Genomic DNA, 23497 nt, shown 5'->3' on the forward strand with positions numbered 1-23497 from the left:
GCCGCGCTCCTGTCCCCGGGAGCGCCGTGCGTGTCCGCCGATCGTCGACAAGTCCTGATTCCGTTCGCCGCCCTTGCCCTCGCGACGGTCCCCACCGTCGCGCTCGCGCAAGGACGTCCCTCGACGCTCGCGATGACCTGCGGCCAAGCGCGGGGCTTTCTCGCCGCGCAAGGGGCGGCGGTGCTCGGCACCGGCGGCTACACCTATGACCGCTTCGTGCGCGACCGCAGCTTCTGCGAGCCGACGCAGATTACGAAGAACGCCTTCGTGCCGACCCGCGACACGCCGGAATGCCTCGTCGGCTATCGCTGCATCGAGCCGGGCCGCAACTGGTTCGACGACGAATAGGGCGAACAGAGGAGAGCGGCCTCGCCCCCGGCTCAGGTGCGGGGGGAGGCCGGATCCGCGTCAGCCCTTCGCCAGCAGCGCCTCGATCTCCTGCTTGAGCGCGTCGCGCAGCTCCGGCCGCTCCAGGCCGTAGGCGAGGTTGGCGACCAGGAAGCCGAGCTTCGAGCCGGTGTCGTAGGTCTTGCCGCGATAGTGCATGCCGTAGAACTTCTGCGTCTCCGACAGGCGCTTCATGCCGTCGGTGAGCTGGATCTCGCCGCCCGCCCCGCGCTCGCCGCGCTCGAGGATCGAGAAGATCTCCGGCTGGAGGATGTAGCGGCCCGAGATGATGTAGTTCGACGGCGCGGTGCCCTTCGCCGGCTTCTCCACCATGCCGGTGATCTCGAAGGTGTCGCCGTATTCCTGGCCGACGCTGACGATGCCGTACTGGTGGGTCTGGTCGGGGGCGACCTCCTCGACGGCGATGATGTTGCCGCCGTGCTGCTCGTAGGCCTTGAGCATCTGCACCATGCTGCCGCGGCTGAGCATGTCGGGCAGGATCACCGCGAAGGGCTCGTCGCCGACGATCTCGCGGGCGCACCACACCGCGTGGCCGAGGCCGAGCGGTTCCTGCTGGCGGGTGAAGCTGGTCTGGCCGGCGGCGGGCAGGTCCTTCTTCAGAGCCTCGTAGGCCTCCGTCTTGCCGCGCTCCTGCAGCGTGCGGTCGAGCTCGTAGGACATATCGAAATGGTCCTCGATCACCGCCTTGCCGCGGCCGGTGACGAAGATGAAATGCTCGATTCCCGCCTCCCGGGCCTCGTCGACCACGTGCTGGACCACCGGACGATCGACGACCGTCAGCATCTCCTTGGGCACCGCCTTGGTCGCCGGCAGGAAACGGGTGCCGAGACCGGCGACCGGGAGGACGGCTTTGCGAATGCGTTTCATCGTGCGTGATCCAGTGAACACCGAGGAGCTGCCGGACCGCCCGGCGGGGACGGCCATCCCCGGGCATCTCACGCCCGGCGGACATCCTCCCCCGGGCACCCTTGCCACCGGACAGCTTAATTGACGCTGAAGCATTGCGGGATATGGATCAACCCGTCTCACGCCGGGGAGCGGACGGAATGGCGGTACTTGTCACGGGTGGCGCGGGCTATATCGGCAGCCACATGGTGCTCGCCCTGATCGACGCCGGACACGAGGAAGTCGTGGTCCTCGACGATCTCTCCACCGGCTTCGATTGGGCGCTGCCGCCGGAAGTCACGCTGGTGCGCGGCGACGTCGCCGACCAGACCTTGGTGGCCGAGACCATCCGCCGGCACAAGATCGACGCGCTCGCGCACTTCGCCGCCAAGATCGTGGTGCCGGATTCGGTCTCCGATCCCCTCGGTTACTACCTCGCCAACACGGTCAAGTCGCGCGCGCTGATCGAGGCGGCGATCGGCGCGGGCGTGCGCCACGTGATCTTCTCCTCGACCGCCGCGGTCTACGGCGAGCCGTCGGTCGTGCCGGTGCCCGAGGACCTGACGCCGAACCCGATCAACCCCTATGGCCGCTCGAAGCTGATGACCGAGTGGATGCTGGAGGACGCCGCCCGCGCCCACGGCATCAGCACCGTGGTGTTGCGCTACTTCAACGTGGCGGGCGCCGATCCGCGCGGGCGTTCGGGCCAGTCGACCCCCAACGCCACCCATCTCATCAAGGTCGCCACGCAAGCCGCCCTCGGCAAGCGCGGCCAGCTGGAAGTGTTCGGCACCGACTATCCGACCCCGGACGGCTCGTGCCTGCGCGACTACATCCAGGTCTCCGACCTGGCGCAAGCCCACCTCGTCGCGCTCAACCACCTGCGCGGAGGGGGGACAAGCCTGACGCTCAATTGCGGCTACGGCCGCGGCTATTCGGTGCTGGAGGTGATCGACGTGGTGAAGTCGGTCTCCGGCGTCGATTTCCCGGTCAAGCTGTCGCCGCGCCGGGCCGGCGACCCGTCGCGGATCGTCGCCGGAGCCGACCGGATCCGGGCCGAACTCGGCTGGGTGCCGCAGCACGACGACCTGCGCGAGATCGTCACCCAGGCGCTGGCCTGGGAAGAGGCTCTGGGCCGGCGCAACCGGGTCTGATCGATGCCCCAGACCCGGTTCGTCCTGCGCAGCGTTCTGGCCCTCGGCGCCGTCCTGGTCCTCGCCGCGCCCGTCGGCGCGGGCGATTTCCGGGCCTTCGTCGAGGAATTATGGCCGGCGGCCCAATCGCGAAAGGTGTCGCGGGCGACCTTCGACGCCGCGTTCCGGGGCGTCACCCCGGACCCGGCGGTGCTGGCGCGCCTGCGCCGCCAGGGCGAGTTCGGCCGCCCGGTCTGGGAGTACCTGACCGGCGCCGTCTCGCCCGGCCGCATCGCCCGCGGACGGGCGGAAGCCGCGCGCCGCGCCGAGACCCTGGCGGCGATCGAGGCGCAGTATGGCGTGCCCGGCCCGGTCCTGCTCGCCTTCTGGGGCATCGAATCGGATTTCGGCGCCAGCGCCGGCACGATGCCGGTGATCCGGGCGCTCGCCACCCTGGCCGAGGCGCGCCATCGCGGCGAGCTTTTTCGCGATGAACTCCTGGCCGCTCTGGAGATCCTCGAGCACCACGACGTGACGCCGGAGCGGATGCGCGGCTCCTGGGCCGGCGCGATGGGCCAGACGCAGTTCCTGCCCTCGGCCTACCTGAAGGCGGCGGTCGATTTCGACGGCGACGGGCGGCGCGACATCTGGGATTCGGCGCCGGACGCGCTCGCCTCGATCGCGCATTTCCTCAACCAGGCCGGCTGGCGCCGCGACCTGCCCTGGGGCGTCGCCGTGACCCTGCCGGCAGGGTTCGACCTCGCGCGCTACCGCGGACCGCTCGCAGACTTCGCCGGCCGCGGCGTGCGGACCCTCGACGGCGCGCCCCTGCCCGATCAGGGCGAGGCGAGCCTGTTCCTGCCTGGCGGCGTCGGCGGGCCGGCCTTCCTGATCACCGCCAATTTCGAGGCGATCCGCGCCTACAACACCTCGGATTCCTACGCGCTCGCGGTCGGCCACTTCTCCGACCGGATCGCCGGCGGACCGCCGCTCGCCGCGCCCTGGCCGACCGGGCCGCGCCTCGACCAGGCCGGGCTCACCGCGCTCCAGCGCGGGCTCTCCGCCCGCGCGCTCTACGACGGCCCGTTCGACGGAAGGGCCGGCCCCAAGCTCCGCGAGGCGGTGCGGCGCTACCAGATCGCCGCCGGGCTGCCGGCGGACGGCTACGCCACCCCTGCCCTGCTGGAGCACGTGAAGGCGCGCTGATCGTCCGAGGGCCTGTTCGATCGAGGGGACCGACCTCGAACCCTCCATCGTCATCCTGGGCCCCGGCGCAGCCGGGAGCCCGGGATCCAGAGCCGCCGACGTGGAAGGGAAAGGCGGTACGCATTCCGCTTCATCCTGCATCGTCAGCGGTTATGGCTCCCGGGTTCCGCTGCGCGGCCCCAGGATGATGGGGTGAGGTGGCGATGTCGGTGCCAGATCGACGGGTGCACCCGATCGAACACGCTCCGAGGCCTCGTGAAGCCTCGATCCTCATGGACAAGCGGGGCCGGCTTCCCCAGGATCCGCCGCGACGAAGGAGACACGCACATCATGGCTCACGCATTGGGCGCGCCGGCCGGCGAGCGGATTCCGGACGGCCTCAACCAGCCCGACCTCGCCGGGCCCGAGGTGCGCCGCGCCAAGGAGGATCTGGCGGCCTGCTTCCGCATGGCGGCGCGCCACGGCCTCGAAGAGGGCATCTGCAACCACTTCTCGGCGATGGTGCCGGGCTACGACGACCTCTTCCTCGTCAACCCCTACGGCTACGCCTTCGCGGAACTGACCGCCTCGAAGCTCCTGGTCTGCGACTTCCACGGCAACGTCGTCTCCGGCGAGGGCCAGCCGGAGGCCACCGCCTTCTACATCCATGCCCGCCTGCACCAGCGCATCCCGCGGGCGCGGGTGGCGTTCCACACCCACATGCCTTACGCCACCGCCCTCTCGATGACCGAGGGCGATCCGCTGATCTTCGCCGGGCAGACCTCGCTCAAGTTCTACGGCCGCACCGCCTTCGACCGGAACTACAACGGGCTCGCCCTCGATTCCGCCGAGGGCGACCGCATCGCCGACAGCGTCGGCGAGGCCGACATCGTGTTCATGAAGAACCACGGCGTGATGGTGCTCGCCCCCACCATCGCGGAGGCCTGGGACGACCTCTACTACCTGGAGCGTGCCGCGGAGGTGCAGGTGCTCGCCCTCTCGACCGGCCGCTCGGTCCTGCCGGTCGCGTCCGCCATCGCCGAGGCGGCCTCCCGCCAGATGCGCGAGGGCGATCCGGAATCGGCCCGCCTCCACCTCGCCTCGATCCGCCGGCGGCTCGACCGGGAGGAGCCGGATTACGCGGAGTGATCCTGGCGGGGCGCCGGGGCCAGCATCCACAGGGCGATGACCGCCAGCACCCCGGCGCTCATCCCGTGCAGGGCCACCTGCCACCAGGCCGCCGTGCCGGCGGACAGGATGAGGGCGAGGTCGCAGGCCGGGATCGCGAGGCTTCCCGCCAGCACGATCATCACGGCGCGCCGGGTCGAGAGCAGGCTGAGGCCGGCGAGATGGAGCGCCAGGGCTGCGTCCCGCGCGCCGATCGCCCTGAGATAAGTCCGGCCGATCCCTTCGGGCTCCGGCACGCCGTAGATCAGCGCGCCGAGCGCGGGCGTCGCCAGTAAGACGCCGCCCAGCGCCAGAAAGACCAGCGCCATGGCCAGCACGATCCAGAGGCGCAGGTCGGAGGGGGAGAGGCGGCCGTCTCCGGTCGCGAGGTGTCGTCGGTCCATGCCGCCGGCATGCCCGAAGGCGCGGGCCGGTGCCTTCACCTGGGTTGAGAGTCTGTTTCACCGATCGACATGGCCCATCCCGCCTGCACCTCGGGATGAGGTCGCGGGTGGGATGGAAGTGCGCTCTGCGGTGCAGGTCGGTCAGAGTTCCAGAATCGCCTTGATCACCCCCGCCTCCGGCCGCAGCCAGTCGCGAAAGAGCTCCGGCCCGTCGGCCAGCGCGCCGCGATGGGTGCGGAGCGCCTGGGTCGGCACCCGGCCGGCCTGCATCTGGCGCACCACCTCGGCGAAATCGTCCGGTTGGGCGTTGCGGCTGGCGAACAGGGTGGTCTCGCGCTTGTGGAACTCGGGGTCCGAGAACACGATGTCGTCGCGCACCACGCTCACCAGCACGTAGCGCCCGCCATGGCCGACGAAGCCGAAGCCGCGCTGCATCGCGGCGCGGTTGCCGGTGCAGTCGATCACGCAATCGTAGAAGTCGCCGGACGTGGCGGCGCCCGCCTTCGCCTCGGCCTCGTCGTTGGCGAGAAGCAGCGCGTCGGCGCCGAGCGAAGCTTGCGTGAAGGCCAGCCGGTCCTCGCGCAGGTCCATGACGGTGACGTGGGCGCCGCGCGCCTTGGCGAAGATCACCGCCGACATGCCGATCGGCCCGGACCCGACCACCAGCACCCGATCCCCGGCCGCGATGCCGCCGCGCTTCACCCCGTGGGCGCCGATCGCCAGGAACTCGATCATCGCGGCATCGTCGAGCGGGGTATCACCCACCGGCACCACGTTCTGCGCCGGCACGCTGATCAACTCGGCCATGCCGCCGTCGCAATGGACGCCGAGCACGCTGATGTTCTGGCAGGCATTGGTGACGCCTTTGCGGCAGGCGACGCAGTGTCCGCAGGAGAGATACGGCACGATGTAGCAGTTCTGGCCTGCCGTGAGGCCGCTGCCGGCCGGCGCCTGCTCGATCGTTCCGGAGAGCTCGTGGCCCATCACCCGCGGATATTGCAGGAACGGGTGCTTGCCCTGGTAGATGTGGAAATCCGTGCCGCAGATGCCGACCCGGCGGATGCGCACCAGCGCCTCGCCCTCGGCCGGGACCGGCTCCGGCCGCTCGGTCAGCCGCAGCCGGCCCGGCTCGTCGCAGAGGAGCACCTTCATGGGATGGGTCTTTCGAGGGTAGAGATTTGGGAAAGGGCTGGTGGTGCGAAGATGAGGCTTCTCCCCTCCCCCTTGTGGGGAGGGGTGAGGGGGTGGGGGTGGTGCCGGATAAGGCTCAGCGGTGCCTTCTGCACCACCCCCACCCCTAACCCCTCCCCACAACTTGCCGCGATACCGGGCAAGCCCGGGATCGCCTGGGGAGTGGAAGTGCCCTCTCGACTACGCCAGCATCTCGGGCGGCAGGTCGCTGCCGTGGTACGTCTTGTAGATCGTGTTGAGCTTGCCGTTGCGCAGGTTCTTGTGCACCCACTCGTTCAGCGCCGTCTGGAGCTTGCCCTCGCCCTTGCGGATGCCGATCGCGTAGGGGAACGTCCGCATCACGATCTTGGTCTCGAACGGCGCCGGGGGCTTGCGGGCATTGGCGGTGTTCATGACCTGCGGCGAGGTCGCCACCATGTCGACCTGGCCCGAGACCATCGCGGTGATGAGCGTGGCGTCGTCGTCGTAGCGCACCATCTGGGCGCCCTGGGCGCGATTGGTCGCCTCCTTGTCGTTGGTGCTGCCGCGGGTGGTGCCGAGGCGCTTGCCGACGACGGCCGCGTAATCCTTGACCTCGCGGTCCTTCGGGCCGGCGATCACCGCCTGGATCACCCCGTAGGGGTCCGAGAAGTCGATCACCTTCTGGCGCTCCTCGTTCACGCTGAACGAGGCGATGACCATGTCGGCCTTGCCGGTGAGCAGGAACGGCACCCGGTTCGGGCTCGTGACCTGCACGATCTCCAGCGGCAACTCCCAGTCGGCGGCGAGCAGCCGGGCGGTCTCGACGTCGGAGCCGGTCGGCTGCATCGCGGCATCGGTCATGCCGAAGGGCGGCGAGCCGAGATCGAGGGCGACGAGCAGCTTCTTGCGGCTCCTGATCGTGTCGAGCGTGTCGGCGAGCGCCGGCATCGCCAGGGTGGACGCGGCCGCGAGGCCGCCGGCCAGGAAGGTCCTGCGCTTCATCCCCAAAACTCCTTCTTGATCACAGCCCGCTGCCGACGAAGTCGCGCAATTCGGGCGTGCGTGGGTTGTCGAGGTCGCGGCCGGCCAGGGTCTCCCAGACCCGGCCCTGGCGCATGTAGATGACGGTGCCGGCGACGCGCCGGGCAAAGCCCATCTCGTGGGTGACCAGGATCATGGTCATGCCGCCGCGGGCGAGATCCTCCATGACCTTCAGCACCTCCGAGGTCAGCTGCGGGTCGAGGGCGGAGGTGACCTCGTCGAACAGCATCACCTGCGGCTGCATGGCGAGCGACCGGGCGATGGCGACCCGCTGCTGCTGCCCGCCCGACAATTGCTCGGGATAGTGCTCGGCCTTCTCGGCCAAGCCGACCCGGGTCAGGCACGCCATCGCCAGGTCGCGGGCCTCGGCCCGCTTGAGGCCCTTCACGCAGGTCGGCGCCAGCATGATGTTCTGAAGGGCCGTCAGGTGCGGGAAGAGGTTGTAGCTCTGGAAGACGATGCCGACCGAGAGCCGCAGCGCCCGCTTGTCGAGGTTGGGCGAATGGATCGCGTGACCGCAAACCTCGATCGCCCCCTCCTCGATCGTCTCGAGCGCGTTGATGCAGCGGAGCGCCGTCGACTTGCCGGAACCGGACTGGCCGATCAGCGCCACCACCTCGCCGCGGCCGACCTCGAACGAGACGCCGTCCAAGACTTTCAGCGGGCCGAAGCTCTTGTGGACGTTGGCAAGCTTAACGACGGCCGACATTGAGCCTCCTCTCCAGCCCGCGGCTCCAGGCCGACAGCGGATAGCAGATGGCGAAGTAGAACAGCGCCACGGTCACGAAGATGATGAAGGGCTGGAAGATCGAGTTGTTGATGAGCTTGCCGGCCTGCGACAATTCCACGAAGCCGACGACCGAGGCGAGCGAGGTGTTCTTGACGATCTGGACCAAGAAGCCCACCGTCGGAGCGGTGGCGAGCCGCATCGCCTGCGGCAGCACCACCCGGGTCAGGCGCTGCCAGCGCGACAGGGCCAGGCACTCGGCGGCCTCCCACTGGGTCTTCGGCACCGCCTCGATGCAGCCGCGCCAGATCTCGCCGAGGAAGCCCGAGGCGTAGATGGTGAGCCCGGCGCCCGCCGCGATCAGCGCCGGCAGCTGGTCGAAGCCCGCGATGGCAAGGCCGAAATAGATCATGAACAGCAGGATCAGGAGCGGCGTGCCCTGCACCACCTGCACGTAGGCCGTGGCCAGGCCGCGCAGGACGCGGTTGCGGGAGATGCGCGCGAGTGCCACGCCGAATCCGAGGAGGCCGCCGCCGAGGAAGGCGATGGCGGAGAGCGCCAGCGTCCAGCCGGCGGCCTGGAGCAGGAACCAGAGGTGCTGGGGTCCGAAAGTGGGCATCGATCCCCTCCCCGCTAGAGCGCCGTGCCGAGCTTGCGCCGGCGGGTGAAGACGAGTTGCCCGAAGCCCCAGAAGGCTCCGCGCACCACGAAGGACAGGGCGAGGTAGACGAGGCCGACGACGATGTAGGTCTCGAAGCTGCGGAAGGTGTCGGACTGGATGCGGTTGGCCACCGCCGTCAGCTCCTCGGCCGAGATCTGCGAGCAGATCGAGGATGCGAGCATCAGCAGCACGTACTGGCTGACGAGGGCCGGGTAGACCCGCTCGATCGCCGGGCGTAAGACCACGTGCCAGTAGATCTGGCGGCGGTTGAGCCCCAGGCACTCGCCGGCCTCGACCTGCGCCTTATGAATGCTCTCGATCCCGGCGCGCATGATCTCGCAGGTATAGGCCACCACGTTGACGACGAGAGCCAGCACCGCCGCGATGGTGGCGTCGACCCGCAGGCCCAGCACCGCGATGCCGAAATAGACCAGGAAGATCTGGACGAGCAGCGGCGTGTTGCGGATCACCTCGACATAGGCGCCGACGACCCGCTGGAGCCAGGGCGGCCCGTCGGCCCGGGCGATGGCGCAGAGCGCGCCGCCGATGAAACCCAGAACCGTCGCCACGCCCGACAGCTGGAGCGTCAGCCAGACGCCGGCGGCGAAGTCGCGCCAGTACGGCAGCAGGGACGCGAAGTCGAACTGGTAGGTCATGCCGCGCCCGGCGTCGGATAGGCGGCGGCGAGTGCCCGCAGGACCGGAGCGGGCAGGCTGGTCCCCGCCTCCTCGACCCAGGCCAGGAAGGCGTCGACCCGCCGCTCGATCTTCTGGACGTGGTTCTGGGCGATGTCGGCGATGCGGTGGTTGAGATACGGATTCAGGAACCGGTCGAGGGTGGCGGCGACGTAGTCGTTCGCTTGCGGCCCCATCCCGCGGGCGGAGAAGCCCGGCACGACCTCGTCGCGATAGAGCGCGTCGAGCCGGGCCCGGATCGCCGGTTCGGCCAGGATCTCGCGCACGGTCTCGGCGGCAGGCCGGCCCTCGCGCTGCCAGATCTCGGCGAGGAAGGTATGGCCGAGATTGAGGATGTGGAGCTTGAGCCGCTCGTAGGGTTCGAGGTCGTCGGCGAGCACGATGCAGGGATGCTCGCACGGGACCACGAGGCCGGGCCGGCGCTCGATCGCCCAGATGGCGTAGGGCTCGGCCACGGCGCCGACGGGCTCGATCGGCTCCGAGACGATGCGGTCGACGAGGGTGTCGGTGAAGATCGTGCTCTCGCGCAGCCAGGCGGAGAACGCCTCCGGCAGGCCTGCCTCGCGGGCGAGGTCTAGGACGAGGCCCTGGAGCACCCGGCCGTTGCGGTTGATGAGTTCGCAGGGCAGCACCGTGAGCGGCCGCCCGCCCGCCTGCCAGCGGCGATACAGGAGCTGGGTGAGCTTGCCCGGGAACGAGACCGGGGGATGCGCCTCGATCAGGGCCGGACCGCGATCGGCCGGGTCGATCGCATAGCCGGTATCGCCGGTATTCGACAGCACGATCTCGGCCTCCTCGACGAACAGGGCCGTCACGGCGTCCCAGTCCGTCGTCGCCGAGAGCCCGCGATCGATGCTGGTGACGGTGACCTGCCGCTCGACCGGAACGCCGTCCGCGATGCCGCGGATGATGACCGGGTAGCCGCCCGGCGCCCCGAAGGCGGCGACGCGCCCGGCGCGGGCAGCGCTGCCTGAGGTCTGCACCACCGCGACAGGGCCGACCGCCTGGCCGGCCTCGCGCGCCTCGTGGATGAACAGGTCGGCATGGGCCTGAAGGAAGCGGCTGGTGCCGAACTGGACGACCCTTCGGGATGTCGGGACGGCGCTCATGCGCGACGCGCCGCGTAGGCGGAGATGCTGCCGATCGGGGTCAAGGGCGTGTCCTCACCGGGTGGGTCTTATGTATTATCATGCATAAAGAACTGCCCTATCCCGCCTGTCAAACGGTTTTTTATGTGCGAAAAACCGAACCAAGGCGGATGGACGGGTCGCAGCCGGCGTGCTGGAATCGCTTTCTTCCGGAGGGCGGGATGCGGGCGAACACGGTCCATAAGCGGGCCACCAACCAATGCTTGTCCGTGCTGGCGGCGCGGCCGCTCGGGCCGTGGTGCGCCTCGGAGGCCGAGCTGGCCGAGGCGCTGGAGGTCAGCCGCACCACCGTGCGGGGCGTGCTGGCGGGCCTGTCCGCGGCCGGCATCGTCGGGATGGACGGGACCCGGCGCCACCTCCTTCGCCACCCGGTGCCGGATGATTACTTCCCGGGCGTCGAGACCGAGACGGTGGCCGAGGCCGTCGAGCGCAAGTTCATGCAATGGGTGCTCCAGGGTGATTGCCGTCCGGGCCAGGTGGTCAACACCGCGGAACTGGCTCGGCTGTTCGGCGTCTCGACCACGGCGGTGCGGGAATACCTGACCCGGTTCAGCCAGTTCGGGCTCCTGAAGCGGCGCGAGAACAGCGGCTGGATCTTCGCCGGGGTGACACCGGACTTCGCCGCCGAGATCTACGAGATCCGCGAGATGTTCGAGCTACGCTCGGCCCGCCGCTTCGTCGAGCTGGCGCCGGATTCACCGGCCTGGGCCGAGCTCGCCGCGATCGAGCGCGAGCATCACGCGCTGCTCGCCGAGATCGATGCGCGCCATCGCGACTTCTCGCGCCTCGACGAGCGGTTGCACCGGCTGATCCTCGACGCCTCGCGCAACCGTTTCATCCGCGATTTCTACGACGTGATCTCGATCATCTTCCACTACCATTACCAGTGGGACAAATCGGACGAGAAGGAGCGCCACCGCGTCGCCCTGGGCGAGCACCTGGACTACATCGCCGCCCTGCGCTCCCGCGACCTGCGCCAGATCGACCAGACCTGCCGGGTGCATCTGCGTACCGCTCGGGCGACCCTGCTGCGCTCGATCGCCGTCGGCCCGCTCGGTGGTGTGCCGGCGCGGGGGTGAGAGCCGGATGCCGCCGAGGCGCCTCTCTCCGCCACAGGGCTGTCGGGGAAAAGGAATGGCGCGGGATTTTCTCCTCTCCCCGTGGGCGGGGAGAGGGCTGATCCCCCGTCCAGGGGGGGCAGCGAGCCCGTGCGGCGAAATGCAGGTTCGCCGCGAGGATGAGGGGGAGTTTCCGGAGGAGCCTCACCCATCGAGACCCCCTCCCCGCCCGCGGGAAGAGCAGGGGACCTGCGCATCTTCCTTTCCCCAAAACAGCGTCGCGGCCTCCGGATGACGCATCGCGACTGCGGACCATGCCGGACTGGTCGAATATCGACCGGCCGCGGCCACAGATCTTTGTAATCTTCATCGACCGAGCAACGCGGGAGGTATGCGGTATGACGTGGATATGATCAGATTGACGGCCGCTCATCATCACCCATCCGGTCACGTTGTCCTGTGCAGTCGAGCCCCGTGAGGCTTCGCGTCCGTAGGTAAGGCTTCGTTCACCCTGTTGCGCGAAGAAGAGAGCGACCGTTCGCGGCGTCCTCGCCAGGAAGGCGCCCGGCGCTCCCCTACCCTTCGGAGATCAGATGCCGGTGCGGCGCGCGACGTTGGAGAGGCTGGGCTGCGTCCTGGCGATCCTGGCGATCCCCGCCGGCGCGGCCCGGGCGCAGAGCCTCGAGGAGGCCTCCGCCGCCGCGCTCGACTCGAGCTTCGTGCTGCGGGCCGAGCGCGCGCGCCAGGACGGCGCCGAGGAGCGCCTGCGCGGCGCCATCGACGCCTTCATGCCCACCGTCGCCTTCACGGCCGACCGGCCGCTGCGGAGCCGCATCACCTATTCGCCGGAAGCCGCACCTCCGACGGTCGGGCTCGACGCGACGCCGCGGCGGGCGCCGACCGTGGTCGGGCTCACCGCGAACCTGCCGCTCTTCGACGGGTTCCAGCGCTGGAACGGCTACCAGACGGCGAAGACGCTGGCCGAATCGGGCCGGCTGCTGCTGATCGGCCGGCGCCAGCAGGTGCTGCTCGATACCGCCATCGCCTATATCGCGGTGTTGCGCGACACCCGGATCCTCGCCGCCCGCGACGCGCAACTCGTCGCGATCCAGCGCATCGCCGCCTTCACCGACAAGCAGTTCGAGCTCAACGACGCCACCCGCACCGACGTGGCCTTGGCCCGCTCCCGCGTTCAGGAGGCCGAGGCCCTGCGGATCCGCGCCCAGGCCGATCTCACCGCGTCCCGGCTCGACTTCACCCGGCTGACCCGGATGGCGCCGGAGCGGATGCCGCCGCCGCGCCTGCCCGACCGGCTGCCGCGCAGCGCCGACGCCTATGCCGAACTGGTGCGGACGGCCAATCCCGACATCGCCGCGTCCCAGCTCGAGGCGGAGGCCGCGGGCTACCAGGCCAAGGCCGCGGTCGCGGACCTCCTGCCGAAGGTCAACCTTCAATTCTCGAAGATCGCGCAGATCGGCTACAGCCCGGTCCTCGACCGGATCACCGACACCACCACCCGGGTGGTCGCGACCGTGCCGATCTACACGCCGGGCAGCCTGCCGCGGATCGGCGAGGCCTCGGCCCTGGCGCGCCAGCGCGGCTACGAGGCGCAGGACAAGGAACTCGCCACCCTCACCTCGGCCCGCATCGCCTTCGCCCGGCGCCAGGCCACCGCCGAGCAATACACCCAGCTGGTCGCCCGGATCCGCGAGCTGCGCGAGACGATGCGGGGCTTCGGGATCGAGCGGGCGGCGGGCTTTCGCACCGTCCTCGACGAGTTGAACATCCGCGGCGAACTCGCCAATGCCGAGGTGGCGGCGGAGATCGTCCTGAACGAGCGCGACGGGCAGGCGCTGCAACTGGCGGCGGCCGCGGCCCAGCTCGACGCCGCGCCCGGCGGGCCTCCCTCTCGGCGGTTCGAGTCGGTCGCTCCCCCGCCGCCGTCGGCTTTGCGCCGTTCGCTCGCAGGGGCGCCCGTCGAGAAGGCCCCGGCCTTGCGCGGCAGCGGGGCGCCGGCGGTGACGCCGACGCCTGTTCTGCGCGTGTCGCGGGCTGAGGAGGATCATCGTTGACGGCGTAATGTCCTCGCCTCAAAGTGATCGGCCGCCTCGCACAGGAATTGCCGCTCTCCGCATTATTGCGAGGCCCTTTAGCAACGCCCGAATTTCACAATCATAATGATCAATTTTTATCTTATTTATATGATATTTCTATCATATTAGCGAATTTTTAGATCATCGATCCATCGATGACCTGGATGTAATTGTTTAATCAATGAACTCAATAGCTGATTTTCCTTCATGGAAAATTTTTGAACGAAAAAATCGAAATCACGCTGATCTTTTTTTCTGCAATGCACTGCTTTGAACAAGAGGACATGTGTTGGCGCAAGGTATGGAATGCCTGAGCTGCTCACACGAACAGCATCAGATCGGGCCATCCGTATGGTCCGGTCGCGCTTGTAAATCCATAGATTCGGCGTTCCTGGCTCCATCATCATGTCCACTCGCCAGCAACCTTGCTGCAGGTCTCCTCCCCAAAGCTGCCAGACATCGCTCGGGACCGCGGCGGACGGAGGAAGATATTCGACCGTTCCATCTTTGACGGTGAAAAAGTCTAATTCATGCAAAATAGAACGAAAATAAGCTACATCCTTGCGAAGGACAACAAACTCCAGATCCTCGTGCTCGCGCGTTTGCTCGCCATGCCAGACGTCGAGAGCCCATCCGCCTGCGACGTACCATGGGAAGGCTGCGTTTCGGAGACGTTGTCCAAGCTCGTCGGGCGACCATGCATCCCAAGCGTCGTCGTCGAGAGGACTCATCGAAATCTCCGCAGGGAGCATTCGCGAAAGCCGAAAATCGATACGCGCTGCGACGCCTTACCGCAACATCTGCGCCCTTGAGGGGCAATCCATAGGGCAGATGTAACGCTCTCGCTCTTCACGTCTGCAGTCCATCATCACGCAAACATCCGAAATCGGAGCTTGCACCGGCAATTGGTTTCAAGCCGCTCTTACGCGGTCAAAACGGTCGAGTTTCGATCCCGCAGACAGTCATAGCGATGCGGCTACTGGCCATCAAAGAGGTTCCGGAATGCAGCGTAGGACCGTGATATGATGCGAGCGTAACAAAACGATCGCTTGGTTCACCACTCGCCATGCATGGGATGAGCGGCGCCCGCCCCTCACGCCGCCTCCGTCTCCGGAGCCCCCGGCTTTGCCGGCGGGCGCGGATCCTCGGTCAGCCGCCCGTTCTCGATCCGAAACACCCGGTCGACCTGGTCGAGCAGGCGCTCGGAATGGGTGATGAAGACCTTGGCGGCCTTCACGCCCTTCAGGCTCTCGACGAGGGCCGTCTCGGTCGCCGGATCGAGATTCGCCGTCACCTCGTCGAGGAGCATCAGCCGCGGCCGGCGGCAGATGGCCCGCGCCAGGAGCAGGCGGCGGCGCTGGCCGGTGGAGAGCACGCTCCCCTCCTCCGAGACGTGGGTGGCGTAGCCCTGCGGCAGCCGCTCGATCTCCTCGCGCAAGGACACCCGGGTCAGGGCCGCCTCCATCTCGGCATGCGACACGGCGGGATCGAACAGCGACAGGTTGTCGGCGACAGTGCCGGCAAACAGCCCGTCATCGGCGAAGACGACGCCGAGATTGGCCCGGTACTCGCGCTTGCCGAACTGGCCGATCGGCGCGCCGTCGATGGTGACCGAGCCGGCGGCGGGCTCGGTGAGGCTGGCGAGAATCCGCATCAAGGACGACTTGCCGGATCCGGAGGCGCCGACGATCGCGATCGTCTCGCAGCGGCCGACATCGATGGTCAGCGAGGCCCCGGTCAGGATCGGCTCGTCGCCGCGGCCGAAGCGGATGGTCACGTTCTCGACCTTCACCTCCTTGCGGATCGCCCGGTGGAAGGTCGCCTCGTGCAGGCCCTCCTCCGGCGCCTGGCCGATCACATCGTCGAGGCGGGCGACATGGACCTTGAGGGCGGCGAGCTGGAGCAGGCTGGTCGTCAGGTGGTTGATGCGGTCGAAGAAGTCGGTGCGCAGCGCGATGAAGGCGTAGAGCGTGCCGATCGTCAGCGTGTTCTTGATGACGCCGGTGATGCCGAGATAGAGCGTCGCCACGGTACTGATTGCGATGACGACATGCATCAGGAACTCGGCGTCGAGCCCGGCCTTCTTCGCCCGGAAATCGAGATTGGCGAAGCGCGCGAAGCTCTCGAACCAGTTCATGGCAAAGAGTTCGGTGCTGTTATGCGCCTTCAGGCTGCCGATGCGCTGCAACCCGTCGATCAGGCTCGCCTGCTCCTGCGAGCGCGCCTCGAGCGAGCCGGCGGTGGCGCGGTTGAGGGTCGGGAAGGTGACGAAGCGCATCGCCAGCACGGCGGCGAGGGTCGCGAGCACGATCGACGCCATGGCGGGCGAGTAATAGTACATCAGCCCGACGAGCAGGAACGACGTGCCGATATCGGCAAACGACGTGACCAGGCCGCCGACCATGAAGTTGCGGATCGTATCGATCGACTGGATGCGGGTGACGAAATCGCCCGGATGGCGCAGCTCGAAATAGCTCAAGGGCAGGCGCAGCGCGTGGCCGACGACGTTGCGGGTGAACTGGAGCTGGAGCAACGTCGAGGCGCGCAAGGCGATGTAGCCGCGCAGCCACTGCCCGAACGCCTCGAACAGCATCATCAGGACGAGGCCGGCGGCCAGCATCTGCATCAGGTCGAGATCGACCTGCGGGATCACCACGTCGAGCGCGATCTGGAGCAGCACCGGGGTCGTGAGGCCGAGCAGCGAGATCGCCACCGAGACCAGCGTGATCTGCCACACCGTGCCGCCGAGGCCCCGGGCGCTGCGCAGGATGTCGAACAGCTTGAGCCGGTCGCCGACCTTGATCGCGCGGAAATCCATCCGGGGGGCGAATTCGAGCACGACGCCGCCGAACAGCCGCTCCATGTCGGCCCGCTCGTAGATGCGCAGGCCGAATTCGGGGTCCTGGATGTGATACTTCCCGCGAGAAATCTTCTCCAGCACCACGAAGTGGTTGCCGCGCCAGTGCAGGATCGCCGGCAAGGCCACCTGCTCCAGCTCGGTCACGCCGTCGAGGGCGTAGCCGCTGGCGTCCAGGTCGAGGCTGTCGGCGAGCTGCACGATGCTCGCGAGGGTCATGCCGTTGCGCGAGAGCGGGAACAGAGCCCGTAGATAAGCGAGGTCGATGTCGTGGCGGTGGTAGTTCGCCACCATCGCGAGCGCGGCCAACCCGCACTCGTTGGCCTCGTTCTGGAGGATCGAGCGCACCCGGCGCTTGGGCGCGAGCGCACGCTTGAGCCAGTCGGTCATCGGATCATCCTCTTCCGCGCATCGCCCGGATCGGATCGAGCATCCAGTCGATCAGGCGGCGGCGCTCGACCACGATGTCGGCCGAGAGCGTCGAGCCGATGCGGATCGGCTCGTCGACCCCGTAGGCGCGCATGGTGCGCGAATCGGGCCGCACCTCGACCCGGTAGACGGATTGCCGCGAAGCCGCCGCGCCCGCCGCATCGCCGGTGCCGTCATCGGCCGAGGCCAGCATCGGGTTGCGCAAGGGCGTGCCGGAGATCACCGTGATCGTCCCCTTGGCGATGCCGAAGGTCTTGAACGGGAAGGCGTCGTATTTCAGCACCACCTCCTGGCCGACCTTGGCGAGCCCGATGGCGCGGGCCGGCACCTCCAGCACCACCAGCGGATCGGCCCTGGTATCGCCGAGGATCGCCACGACCTGGTCGGCAGTGACCGAATCGCCGGGCTGGACGTAGAGGCCGGCGACCTGGCCGTCGGTGGGCGCCACCACGTCGATGCGCGACTGGGCGCCGAGTGCGGTGATCTGCGCCTCGATGGCGCTCAACTCGTTGCGGGTGGTGGCGAGCTGGGCCGCCTTCTCGGTGTCGCCGGTGCGCTGCGCCCGCAGGCGCTCGGATGTGCTCTGCCGCAGCTCGGCCCGGCGGGCGCGCAACTCGGCGATCTGGCGGGCATAGTCGAGGGCGGCGCGGCGCTGGCCGTTGAGGGTCTCGCGGGTGGCGTAGCCTTGGCGCAGGTAGGCCTCGACGCGGGAGACCATCTCCTCCTGCTGGGCCAATCCCTCCTTGAGGGTGCGCTCCTGCTCGTCGAGGGCGCGCAAGACCGCCGTCACGTTGCGCTCGGTCTCGCTGCGGTCGCCGCGGGTCGACTCGAGATAGACCGAGAGGCGCGCCTCCTCGGCGGCAAGCCCGGTGCGCCGTTCCTGCAGGCTGCGGAGCGTCGCCCCGACGGTCGAGACGCCGCCGGTCGTCTGCTCACGCAGCTGGATCTGCATCAGGCGCTGGCCGCGCTTGACGGTGTCACCCTGCTTGACGGCGATGTCCCGCACGATGCCGGCGGCCTGGGCGTCGAGGCGGGTGAGGCCCGACGCCGCCGAGACGTAGCCGCGCACCGATTCGGAGCGGGCGAGGCGGCCGAGGAACAGGCCGGCGACGATCGCCACGATGATGGCGCCGAAGAACCACGCCATCCAGACGCTGCCGCGGTCGTGCTGGAGGTGGACCGTGCCGGTGAGCCGCCGACGCTGGAAACTGGCCTCCGCGGAGGGAGGCGCCGCGGGTTCGCTCATCGACCGTCCGCTCGCGAGGCCTTACGCCGCGAGGGTCTGCGGCGCCTCCCCGCCTGCCGGAGAGTTGTCCTGCACCCTGGCAGAGGAGGGTAAATAATCGGCGAGCATCGGCCACAGGTGCCACTGCTCGGGCCTCGCCGCAATCGCGGCCTGGATGTGCCTACGCATGATGCCGGCCACCTGCGCCCGCTCCTCGGGCGCGTTCCCCCGCACCTCGAAGGGCTGGCCGAGGCGGACCGTGTCGCCGGTATCGTCCATGGTGGTGGCGACCGGCACCACGGTGGCGCCGGTGAGCCGGGCCAGGGTGTCGGTGCCGAAGGCGAAGCGGAAGGGCAGCCCGAACATCGGCATTTCGGCCGGCGCGCCGTAGGACGGATCGAGGTCGCAGAACACCACGATCACCGCGCCCTTCTGGGCGAAGCGCACCGCGGAGAGGAAGTCGGACCGGTTGCCGACATTCAGGAAGCGCACGTCGACATCGACCTCGCGCAGGCGCTCGATCACCTCCGTCTCCATCGCCATGTCGTCGCGCTGGCGCAGGACCAGCATCGGCCGGCCGGGGAAGTGGCGCAGCATCAGGGCGGCGAGGCCGACCACGTAGGCGCCCATGTGGAGGGGGGCCAGGATCACCGGCCGGCCGGTGGCGGCGACGCGCGCCATCGCCGCCGGATCGGTGACGTTCACCCGGTCGATGTCGCGCCGGATGGCCGCGACCGGGCGCTTGTGCATGGCGCACCACTCGATCTCGGTGGCGGCGTCGTGGTGGACGGCCTCGCGCGACAGGCGCAGGGCCTCGCGGCGCGGCAGGCGCAGGACGCTCTCGAAGGTCGCGGCGAAGCCGTCACCCTTGTTCCGGTCAAGGAGGTGGCGGCTGGCGACGAGGGCGCGCAGGGCGCGCCGGCGCCAGGCGAGCGGCAGGCTCGCGAGGCGGGCATAGGTCCAGGGGATGTGCGGGGCGTTGCTCATCGGAACTGTCGTCCTCGGAACTCTGTCCGTCGGGGCATGGCCCCGCACCATTCCACTGTCAGCCGATCAGCACTTCTTGGACTTGGCGCTGCCGCAGGTCGGAGCCGGGGGGCACGGCGGCGGGCAGGCCGGGGGGCCGCAGACGGGGGCGCAGAGGGTGCCGCCGGCGACGGTGCCGAGGGTGGCGAGGTCGAGCTTCTTCATGGTGTCTCTCCTGTCTGATGCGAAGTGTCGGTGAGGTCAGGCTGCCGCTTGGGCGATCAGCACTTCTTGGACTTGCTGCTGCCGCAGGTCGGGGCCGGGGGGCAGGCCGGGGCGCAGGCGCCGACCGACACGCCGATGGAGATGCCGCCGCAGAGGGTGCCGCCAGCCACGGTGCCGAGGGTCTTGAGGTCGAGCTTCTTCATGATCGTCTCTCCTGTCAGTCTTTTGTCGTCGTCGAGATCAGGCTGCCGCCGGTGCGATCAGCACTTCTTGGACTTGGCGCTGCCGCAGGTCGGAGCCGGGGGGCACGGGGGCGGCGGGCAGGCCGGGGGGCAGCAGACGGGGGCGCAGATCGTGCCGCCGGCGACGGTGCCGAGGGTGGCGAGGTCGAGCTTCTTCATGGTGGTCTTTCCTGTCGGTCTTCGTATCGTCGAGATCAGTCTATCGCTGAGGCGATCAGCACTTCTTGGACTTGGCGCTGCCGCAGGTGGGGGCCGGGGGGCAGGCGGGCGGCGGGCAGGCCGGGGGGCAGCAGACGGGCGCGCAGAGGGTGCCGCCAGCGACGGTGCCGAGGGTCTTCAGGTCGAGGGTCTTCATCGGGGCTGTCCTCAAGTCCGGGACCGGTCTCGCGTCCCGTTCGCAGTCTTGGGATGCCAGATGTTTCAAAACGTGTCGAGACGGACAGTCGAACACTTAGCCTGCTGTTAACCAAAGCGATTCCCGAAAACGGATCAGCAACAAGATCTTACGCAGCGACTCGAGAGATTGCGTACGTAATTTCGCTGGGGAAGGGCTGTGCATAGCGAGCCGGCGATGGGCCGCTCGCCAGGTCGGTAGAACGTTCCTGTCGCGGGGCGATGCTCCGGGAGAGTGTTCCGGCCGAGGAATCCGAGTTCGGGGATAATCTTGCCCTTGCCAAGACTCCTCCCAAGACTCCGCCCGCCCCGGCGGGGACTGGAGATTTCCACGACGGCGAGCGTCGGAAGGCGCGACGGCGTGGGGACCGGACTGCGCGGCGCGCCGCGCTGGCAATACAGATCAAGTCGAGGGATGGGCGGCACAGATCGGCGGGCCTGGCGGATCTGCGGGGTTGCCGGCTCTCTTGCCGGATCCGCGGCGCGGTGCGGCCTGTGGCGGTGGCTCAGGCGACGAGGCGCGGTGGGGCCGCCCGCAGCAGCATGCCGAACAGGTCGCGCGGGTCGTCCGGATCGGCGAGGAGGTCGAGCTCCTCGTAGTAGGGGTGCTCGGCCAGAAGATCGCGCACGGTGCGCAAGGCGGAAAAATCCTCGATCGCGAACCCGACCGAGTCGAACACCGTGACCTGGCGCGCATCGTGCCGCCCGGGCGCCAGCCCGGCGAGGACCCGCCACAGCTCGGTGACCGGATGGTCGGGCGCCAGTTGCTGGATCTCGCACTCGATGCGGGTCTGCGGCTCGTACTCGACGAAGAGGGCGGCGCGGGCGAGCACCTCCGGCGCCAGCTCGGTCTTGCCCGGGCAGTCGCCGCCGACGGCGTTGATGTGCATCCCCTCCCCGACCAGGTTGTCGCTGAGGATCACGGCGTTGCGCTTGTCCGCCGTTACCGTGGTGACGATGTCGGCGCCGCGAACCGCCTCCTCGGTGCTGCCGCAGGCCGTGAGGTCGAAGCCGAGGCTTGCGAGGTTGCGCAGGCACTTCGCGGTCGCCGCCGGGTCGATGTCGTAGAGGCGTAAGACATCGACCCCGAGGAGCGCCCGGAAGGCCAGGGCCTGGAACTCGGCCTGGGCGCCGTTGCCGATCAGCGCCATGGTGCGCGACCCCGGCCGCGCGAGGGCTCGCGCGGCGAGCGCCGAGGTGGCGGCGGTGCGCAGGGCCGTCAGCAGGGTCATCTCGGTGATCAGCACCGGGTAGCCGTTGCCGACATCGGCCAGCACCCCGAAGGCGGTGACGGTCTGGCGCCCGCCGGCGGCGTTCTTCGGGTGGCCGTTGACGTATTTGAAGCCGTAGGTCTGCCCGTCGCTGGTCGGCATCAGCTCGATGACGCCGTCAGAACTGTGGGCGGCGATCCGGGGCGTCTTGTGAAAGGCCTCCCAGCGGGAGAAGTCCTCCGCGACGGCCGCGGCGAGGCGGACCAGCATCGCTTCGATCCCGACCGCGTGGACGAGGCGCATCATGTTGTCGACGCTGACGAATGGGACGATGTTGAGGGCCGTCATCTGAGCAAATCCCGCGAAAGTGGTTGTCGATCTTGCGAAAGGAATTGGTGAAAAAGCAAAATATGGGCTGGCTTGCATCGATTTCCTAGGGCGTTGCGCAATCGTACTACAATATTGATGTGTTATTGATCATTGGTTTTGTCGAATTTTCTGCGACGAAACGGTATCCACTTCGCCGGAAATTGCTCCAAATCAAGTTGTCCTAGAAGCTCCGGGTCGGTCGGTCGAGGATGCGGCGGCCGAGCAGGCTGGCGGCGAGATCGGTCATCAGCAGGGCGGTGCGGCCGCGCTCGTCGAGGAAGGGGTTGAGTTCCACGAGGTCGAGGCTGCGCACCAGGCCGGAATCGTGCAGCAGCTCCATGATCAGGTGCGCTTCCCGGAAGGTGGCCCCGCCCGGCACCGTGGTGCCGACGCCGGGCGCGATGCCGGGATCGAGGAAGTCGACGTCGAGGCTGACATGGAGCAGGCCGTCGGCGCCCGCGACCTCGTGCAGGAAGTTGCGCAAGGGGGCGGCGATGCCGGTCTCGTCGATGTCGCGCATGTCGTGCACCCGCGTGCCGCTGTCGCGCAGGACCGCGCGCTCCGCCGGATCGACGCTGCGCAGGCCGATCATGCAGATCCGCGCCGGATCGAGCGCCGCTTCCAGGGGCGGGAAATAGCCCTCGAAGCCCGGCCGCCCGGTGAGATAGGCCAGCGGCACGCCGTGCAGGTTGCCGCTCGCCGTGGTGTCGAGGGTGTGGAGGTCGGCATGGGCGTCGAGCCAGAGCACGAAGAGCGGCCGCCCCTCCGCCCGCGCCCGTAAGGACATGCCCGCCACGGTGCCGGCCGAGAGGCTGTGGTCGCCGCCGAGGAAGATCGGCCGCGCCTCGGCGCTGTGCCGGAAGGCGGCCTCGGTGAGCGCCCGCGTCCAGCACGCCGTCTCGGCGAGGTGGTGGATCGCCGGATTTGGATGGGCCGGGCCTGCGAAGGGCGCGGGCGCGACGGTGCCCGCATCCTCGACCGGGATGCCGAGATCGCGGATCGCTTGCGGCAGGCCTGCCGCCCGGTAGGCGCTCGGCCCCATGTCGCAGCCGAGGCGGTTGGTGCCCGATTGCACCGGCGCGCCCACCAGGACGCATCGTTCAGGATGTCTGCCGACCACGCTTGCGCCCCACCGATCGCATCGATCAGCACGACGGTAGCAAGCGGATGCGTCACTTCGAATACGGGAAGCCGGTCGATTTTTCAGTCGGATTGCGCAATCTGGCAGGTGACAATGCGCAGAGTGTCGGAATGGACGCCCTCGACCAGAACCTGATCACCCTGCTGCGGCACGATTGCCGGCGCCCGGTCTCGGAGTTGGCCGCCATCCTCAAGGTGTCGCGGGCCACGGTGCGGGCGCGGCTCGACCGGCTCGAGCGCGACGGCGAGATCATCGGCTATACGGTGGTGCTGCGGGCCGATAGCCAGCCGGCGGCGGTACGGGCGATCACCCTGATCGCCGTCGAGGGACGCAAGACCGGCGAGGTGATCGACGCCCTCAAGGGCTTCGCCGCGATCACCTCGGTCCACACGACGGTCGGCACCTGGGACATCGTCGTGGAAGTCTCCGCCGGCAGCCTGCCGGAACTCGACGAATTGTTGCGGAGGGTGCGCCTGCTGCCGGGCGTGACCACCTCGGAGACGCATCTGCTCCTGTCGACGCCGCGGTCTGCGCGGGCGCGGTTGTAGGACGTTCCAGCACAGACGACTGAACTTCATCGACTCCCACCCGCGCCCTCATCCCGAGGTGCGAACGAAGCGAGCCTCGAAGGAGGGCTCCAGAGAGCGCAGAGACTTCTGAAACCCTCCTTCGCGGCACCTCA

The 23497-nt window shown here is 68.6% G+C and carries 25 protein-coding genes; 7 read left to right on the forward strand and 18 right to left on the reverse strand.

Going from position 1 to position 23497, the window contains the following annotated elements; all coding sequences use genetic code 11:
- The first annotated feature begins 54 nt into the window (after nucleotides 1–54).
- Entirely contained in the window at nucleotides 55–348 is a 294-nt protein-coding gene (locus HBB12_RS08825; protein ID WP_236992707.1) for a hypothetical protein, read from the forward strand.
- Nucleotides 349–408: 60 nt separating this feature from the next.
- Here HBB12_RS08825 and galU read toward each other — a convergent pair whose 3' ends face one another.
- Entirely contained in the window at nucleotides 409–1275 is an 867-nt protein-coding gene (gene galU, locus HBB12_RS08830; RefSeq protein ID WP_236989001.1) for a UTP--glucose-1-phosphate uridylyltransferase GalU, read from the reverse strand.
- 179 nt (nucleotides 1276–1454) lie between these two features.
- Here galU and galE point away from each other — a divergent pair, with 179 nt between their 5' ends.
- From galE to HBB12_RS08845, 3 genes are all read left to right on the forward strand, one after another.
- On the forward strand, nucleotides 1455–2447 hold the full coding sequence (gene galE / locus HBB12_RS08835) for a UDP-glucose 4-epimerase GalE (RefSeq protein WP_236989002.1): 993 nt from the start codon (nucleotides 1455–1457) through the stop codon (nucleotides 2445–2447).
- A gap of 3 nt (nucleotides 2448–2450) precedes the next feature.
- On the forward strand, nucleotides 2451–3632 hold the full coding sequence (locus HBB12_RS08840; RefSeq protein WP_236989003.1) for a lytic murein transglycosylase: 1182 nt from the start codon (nucleotides 2451–2453) through the stop codon (nucleotides 3630–3632).
- A 330-nt stretch (nucleotides 3633–3962) separates the two neighbouring features.
- On the forward strand, nucleotides 3963–4760 hold the full coding sequence (locus HBB12_RS08845; protein WP_236989004.1) for an aldolase: 798 nt from the start codon (nucleotides 3963–3965) through the stop codon (nucleotides 4758–4760).
- On the opposite strand, the gene HBB12_RS08850 is transcribed toward HBB12_RS08845, so the two are convergent.
- The 7 genes from HBB12_RS08850 to HBB12_RS08880 all read right to left on the reverse strand — a co-directional run bounded on the left by HBB12_RS08850 (nucleotide 4748) and on the right by HBB12_RS08880 (nucleotide 10567).
- Nucleotides 4748–5221, reverse strand: a complete 474-nt coding sequence (locus HBB12_RS08850) for a DUF4267 domain-containing protein (protein WP_236989005.1) — start codon at nucleotides 5219–5221, stop codon at nucleotides 4748–4750. The genes HBB12_RS08845 and HBB12_RS08850 overlap by 13 nt on opposite strands.
- 102 nt (nucleotides 5222–5323) lie before the next feature.
- Nucleotides 5324–6334, reverse strand: a complete 1011-nt coding sequence (locus tag HBB12_RS08855; protein ID WP_236989006.1) for a zinc-binding alcohol dehydrogenase family protein — start codon at nucleotides 6332–6334, stop codon at nucleotides 5324–5326.
- Nucleotides 6335–6553: 219 nt separating this feature from the next.
- The gene (locus HBB12_RS08860) at nucleotides 6554–7336 is read right to left on the reverse strand and encodes a transporter substrate-binding domain-containing protein (protein ID WP_236989007.1); all 783 of its coding nucleotides are present in this window, start codon (nucleotides 7334–7336) and stop codon (nucleotides 6554–6556) included.
- Between the two features lie 19 nt (nucleotides 7337–7355).
- Complete coding sequence (locus HBB12_RS08865; RefSeq protein WP_236989008.1) at nucleotides 7356–8084, reverse strand: amino acid ABC transporter ATP-binding protein; 729 nt, start codon at nucleotides 8082–8084, stop codon at nucleotides 7356–7358.
- Nucleotides 8068–8721, reverse strand: a complete 654-nt coding sequence (locus HBB12_RS08870) for an amino acid ABC transporter permease (protein ID WP_236989009.1) — start codon at nucleotides 8719–8721, stop codon at nucleotides 8068–8070. The genes HBB12_RS08865 and HBB12_RS08870 overlap by 17 nt, the downstream gene beginning before the upstream one ends.
- A 14-nt stretch (nucleotides 8722–8735) precedes the next feature.
- Nucleotides 8736–9419, reverse strand: coding sequence for an amino acid ABC transporter permease (locus tag HBB12_RS08875; RefSeq protein ID WP_236989010.1), 684 nt, complete (start codon nucleotides 9417–9419; stop codon nucleotides 8736–8738).
- Nucleotides 9416–10567, reverse strand: a complete 1152-nt coding sequence (locus HBB12_RS08880) for a mannitol dehydrogenase family protein (protein ID WP_236989011.1) — start codon at nucleotides 10565–10567, stop codon at nucleotides 9416–9418. Before HBB12_RS08880 ends, HBB12_RS08875 begins: the two co-directional genes overlap by 4 nt.
- 200 nt (nucleotides 10568–10767) lie before the next feature.
- On the opposite strand from HBB12_RS08880, the gene HBB12_RS08885 reads away from it, so the two are divergent.
- Nucleotides 10768–11685 (forward strand): GntR family transcriptional regulator, encoded by a 918-nt coding sequence (locus tag HBB12_RS08885; RefSeq protein ID WP_236989012.1) that lies wholly within the window; start codon nucleotides 10768–10770, stop codon nucleotides 11683–11685.
- A gap of 572 nt (nucleotides 11686–12257) precedes the next feature.
- Nucleotides 12258–13736 carry a TolC family protein gene (locus HBB12_RS08890; RefSeq protein WP_236989013.1) on the forward strand — a complete coding sequence of 493 codons (1479 nt, stop codon included), beginning with the start codon at nucleotides 12258–12260 and terminating at the stop codon, nucleotides 13734–13736.
- A gap of 146 nt (nucleotides 13737–13882) precedes the next feature.
- Here the strand turns inward: HBB12_RS08890 and HBB12_RS08895 are convergent, their stop codons facing one another.
- The 10 genes from HBB12_RS08895 to rocF all read right to left on the reverse strand — a co-directional run bounded on the left by HBB12_RS08895 (nucleotide 13883) and on the right by rocF (nucleotide 22764).
- On the reverse strand, nucleotides 13883–14488 hold the full coding sequence (locus HBB12_RS08895) for a nucleotidyltransferase domain-containing protein (protein WP_236989014.1): 606 nt from the start codon (nucleotides 14486–14488) through the stop codon (nucleotides 13883–13885).
- 362 nt (nucleotides 14489–14850) lie between these two features.
- The gene (locus HBB12_RS08900; RefSeq protein ID WP_236989015.1) at nucleotides 14851–17004 is read right to left on the reverse strand and encodes a peptidase domain-containing ABC transporter; all 2154 of its coding nucleotides are present in this window, start codon (nucleotides 17002–17004) and stop codon (nucleotides 14851–14853) included.
- Nucleotides 17005–17008: 4 nt separating this feature from the next.
- Nucleotides 17009–18289 (reverse strand): HlyD family secretion protein, encoded by a 1281-nt coding sequence (locus tag HBB12_RS08905; protein WP_236989016.1) that lies wholly within the window; start codon nucleotides 18287–18289, stop codon nucleotides 17009–17011.
- Between the two features lie 21 nt (nucleotides 18290–18310).
- Complete coding sequence (locus tag HBB12_RS08910) at nucleotides 18311–19255, reverse strand: LpxL/LpxP family acyltransferase (RefSeq protein ID WP_236989017.1); 945 nt, start codon at nucleotides 19253–19255, stop codon at nucleotides 18311–18313.
- 66 nt (nucleotides 19256–19321) lie between these two features.
- Nucleotides 19322–19459 carry a hypothetical protein gene (locus tag HBB12_RS08915; RefSeq protein WP_236989018.1) on the reverse strand — a complete coding sequence of 46 codons (138 nt, stop codon included), beginning with the start codon at nucleotides 19457–19459 and terminating at the stop codon, nucleotides 19322–19324.
- 56 nt (nucleotides 19460–19515) lie between these two features.
- Nucleotides 19516–19662 (reverse strand): hypothetical protein, encoded by a 147-nt coding sequence (locus HBB12_RS08920; RefSeq protein WP_236989019.1) that lies wholly within the window; start codon nucleotides 19660–19662, stop codon nucleotides 19516–19518.
- A gap of 57 nt (nucleotides 19663–19719) precedes the next feature.
- Nucleotides 19720–19860: a hypothetical protein gene (locus HBB12_RS08925; RefSeq protein ID WP_236989020.1), complete on the reverse strand. Its 141-nt coding sequence runs from the start codon at nucleotides 19858–19860 to the stop codon at nucleotides 19720–19722.
- A 55-nt stretch (nucleotides 19861–19915) separates the two neighbouring features.
- Nucleotides 19916–20056, reverse strand: coding sequence for a hypothetical protein (locus HBB12_RS08930; RefSeq protein WP_236989021.1), 141 nt, complete (start codon nucleotides 20054–20056; stop codon nucleotides 19916–19918).
- Nucleotides 20057–20600: 544 nt separating this feature from the next.
- On the reverse strand, nucleotides 20601–21653 hold the full coding sequence (gene ocd, locus HBB12_RS08935) for an ornithine cyclodeaminase (RefSeq protein ID WP_236989022.1): 1053 nt from the start codon (nucleotides 21651–21653) through the stop codon (nucleotides 20601–20603).
- Nucleotides 21654–21855: 202 nt separating this feature from the next.
- Nucleotides 21856–22764 (reverse strand): arginase, encoded by a 909-nt coding sequence (rocF, locus tag HBB12_RS08940; protein WP_272913319.1) that lies wholly within the window; start codon nucleotides 22762–22764, stop codon nucleotides 21856–21858.
- Between the two features lie 161 nt (nucleotides 22765–22925).
- On the opposite strand from rocF, the gene HBB12_RS08945 reads away from it, so the two are divergent.
- The gene (locus HBB12_RS08945) at nucleotides 22926–23363 is read left to right on the forward strand and encodes an Lrp/AsnC family transcriptional regulator (protein WP_236989023.1); all 438 of its coding nucleotides are present in this window, start codon (nucleotides 22926–22928) and stop codon (nucleotides 23361–23363) included.
- The last annotated feature ends 134 nt before the right edge of the window (nucleotides 23364–23497 follow it).

The organism is Methylobacterium sp. SyP6R, from assembly GCF_019216885.1.
Taxonomy (GTDB): domain Bacteria; phylum Pseudomonadota; class Alphaproteobacteria; order Rhizobiales; family Beijerinckiaceae; genus Methylobacterium.

What these genes read in the sequence shown, in the direction of transcription:
- HBB12_RS08920 (WP_236989019.1), bottom strand. Translation starts at nt 19,662, where the DNA reads ATGAAGAAGCTCGACCTCAAGACCCTCGGCACCGTGGCTGGCGGCACC.
- HBB12_RS08860 (WP_236989007.1), bottom strand. Translation starts at nt 7,336, where the DNA reads ATGAAGCGCAGGACCTTCCTGGCCGGCGGCCTCGCGGCCGCGTCCACC.
- HBB12_RS08870 (WP_236989009.1), bottom strand. Translation starts at nt 8,721, where the DNA reads ATGCCCACTTTCGGACCCCAGCACCTCTGGTTCCTGCTCCAGGCCGCC.
- ocd (WP_236989022.1), bottom strand. Translation starts at nt 21,653, where the DNA reads ATGACGGCCCTCAACATCGTCCCATTCGTCAGCGTCGACAACATGATG.
- HBB12_RS08875 (WP_236989010.1), bottom strand. Translation starts at nt 9,419, where the DNA reads ATGACCTACCAGTTCGACTTCGCGTCCCTGCTGCCGTACTGGCGCGAC.
- galE (WP_236989002.1), top strand. Translation starts at nt 1,455, where the DNA reads ATGGCGGTACTTGTCACGGGTGGCGCGGGCTATATCGGCAGCCACATG.
- HBB12_RS08895 (WP_236989014.1), bottom strand. Translation starts at nt 14,488, where the DNA reads ATGAGTCCTCTCGACGACGACGCTTGGGATGCATGGTCGCCCGACGAG.
- HBB12_RS08930 (WP_236989021.1), bottom strand. Translation starts at nt 20,056, where the DNA reads ATGAAGACCCTCGACCTGAAGACCCTCGGCACCGTCGCTGGCGGCACC.
- HBB12_RS08890 (WP_236989013.1), top strand. Translation starts at nt 12,258, where the DNA reads ATGCCGGTGCGGCGCGCGACGTTGGAGAGGCTGGGCTGCGTCCTGGCG.
- HBB12_RS08855 (WP_236989006.1), bottom strand. Translation starts at nt 6,334, where the DNA reads ATGAAGGTGCTCCTCTGCGACGAGCCGGGCCGGCTGCGGCTGACCGAG.
- HBB12_RS08910 (WP_236989017.1), bottom strand. Translation starts at nt 19,255, where the DNA reads ATGAGCAACGCCCCGCACATCCCCTGGACCTATGCCCGCCTCGCGAGC.
- HBB12_RS08880 (WP_236989011.1), bottom strand. Translation starts at nt 10,567, where the DNA reads ATGAGCGCCGTCCCGACATCCCGAAGGGTCGTCCAGTTCGGCACCAGC.
- HBB12_RS08900 (WP_236989015.1), bottom strand. Translation starts at nt 17,004, where the DNA reads ATGACCGACTGGCTCAAGCGTGCGCTCGCGCCCAAGCGCCGGGTGCGC.
- HBB12_RS08885 (WP_236989012.1), top strand. Translation starts at nt 10,768, where the DNA reads ATGCGGGCGAACACGGTCCATAAGCGGGCCACCAACCAATGCTTGTCC.
- HBB12_RS08905 (WP_236989016.1), bottom strand. Translation starts at nt 18,289, where the DNA reads ATGAGCGAACCCGCGGCGCCTCCCTCCGCGGAGGCCAGTTTCCAGCGT.
- HBB12_RS08845 (WP_236989004.1), top strand. Translation starts at nt 3,963, where the DNA reads ATGGCTCACGCATTGGGCGCGCCGGCCGGCGAGCGGATTCCGGACGGC.
- galU (WP_236989001.1), bottom strand. Translation starts at nt 1,275, where the DNA reads ATGAAACGCATTCGCAAAGCCGTCCTCCCGGTCGCCGGTCTCGGCACC.
- HBB12_RS08840 (WP_236989003.1), top strand. Translation starts at nt 2,451, where the DNA reads ATGCCCCAGACCCGGTTCGTCCTGCGCAGCGTTCTGGCCCTCGGCGCC.
- HBB12_RS08925 (WP_236989020.1), bottom strand. Translation starts at nt 19,860, where the DNA reads ATGAAGAAGCTCGACCTCGCCACCCTCGGCACCGTCGCCGGCGGCACG.
- HBB12_RS08945 (WP_236989023.1), top strand. Translation starts at nt 22,926, where the DNA reads ATGGACGCCCTCGACCAGAACCTGATCACCCTGCTGCGGCACGATTGC.
- HBB12_RS08915 (WP_236989018.1), bottom strand. Translation starts at nt 19,459, where the DNA reads ATGAAGAAGCTCGACCTCGCCACCCTCGGCACCGTCGCCGGCGGCACC.
- HBB12_RS08865 (WP_236989008.1), bottom strand. Translation starts at nt 8,084, where the DNA reads ATGTCGGCCGTCGTTAAGCTTGCCAACGTCCACAAGAGCTTCGGCCCG.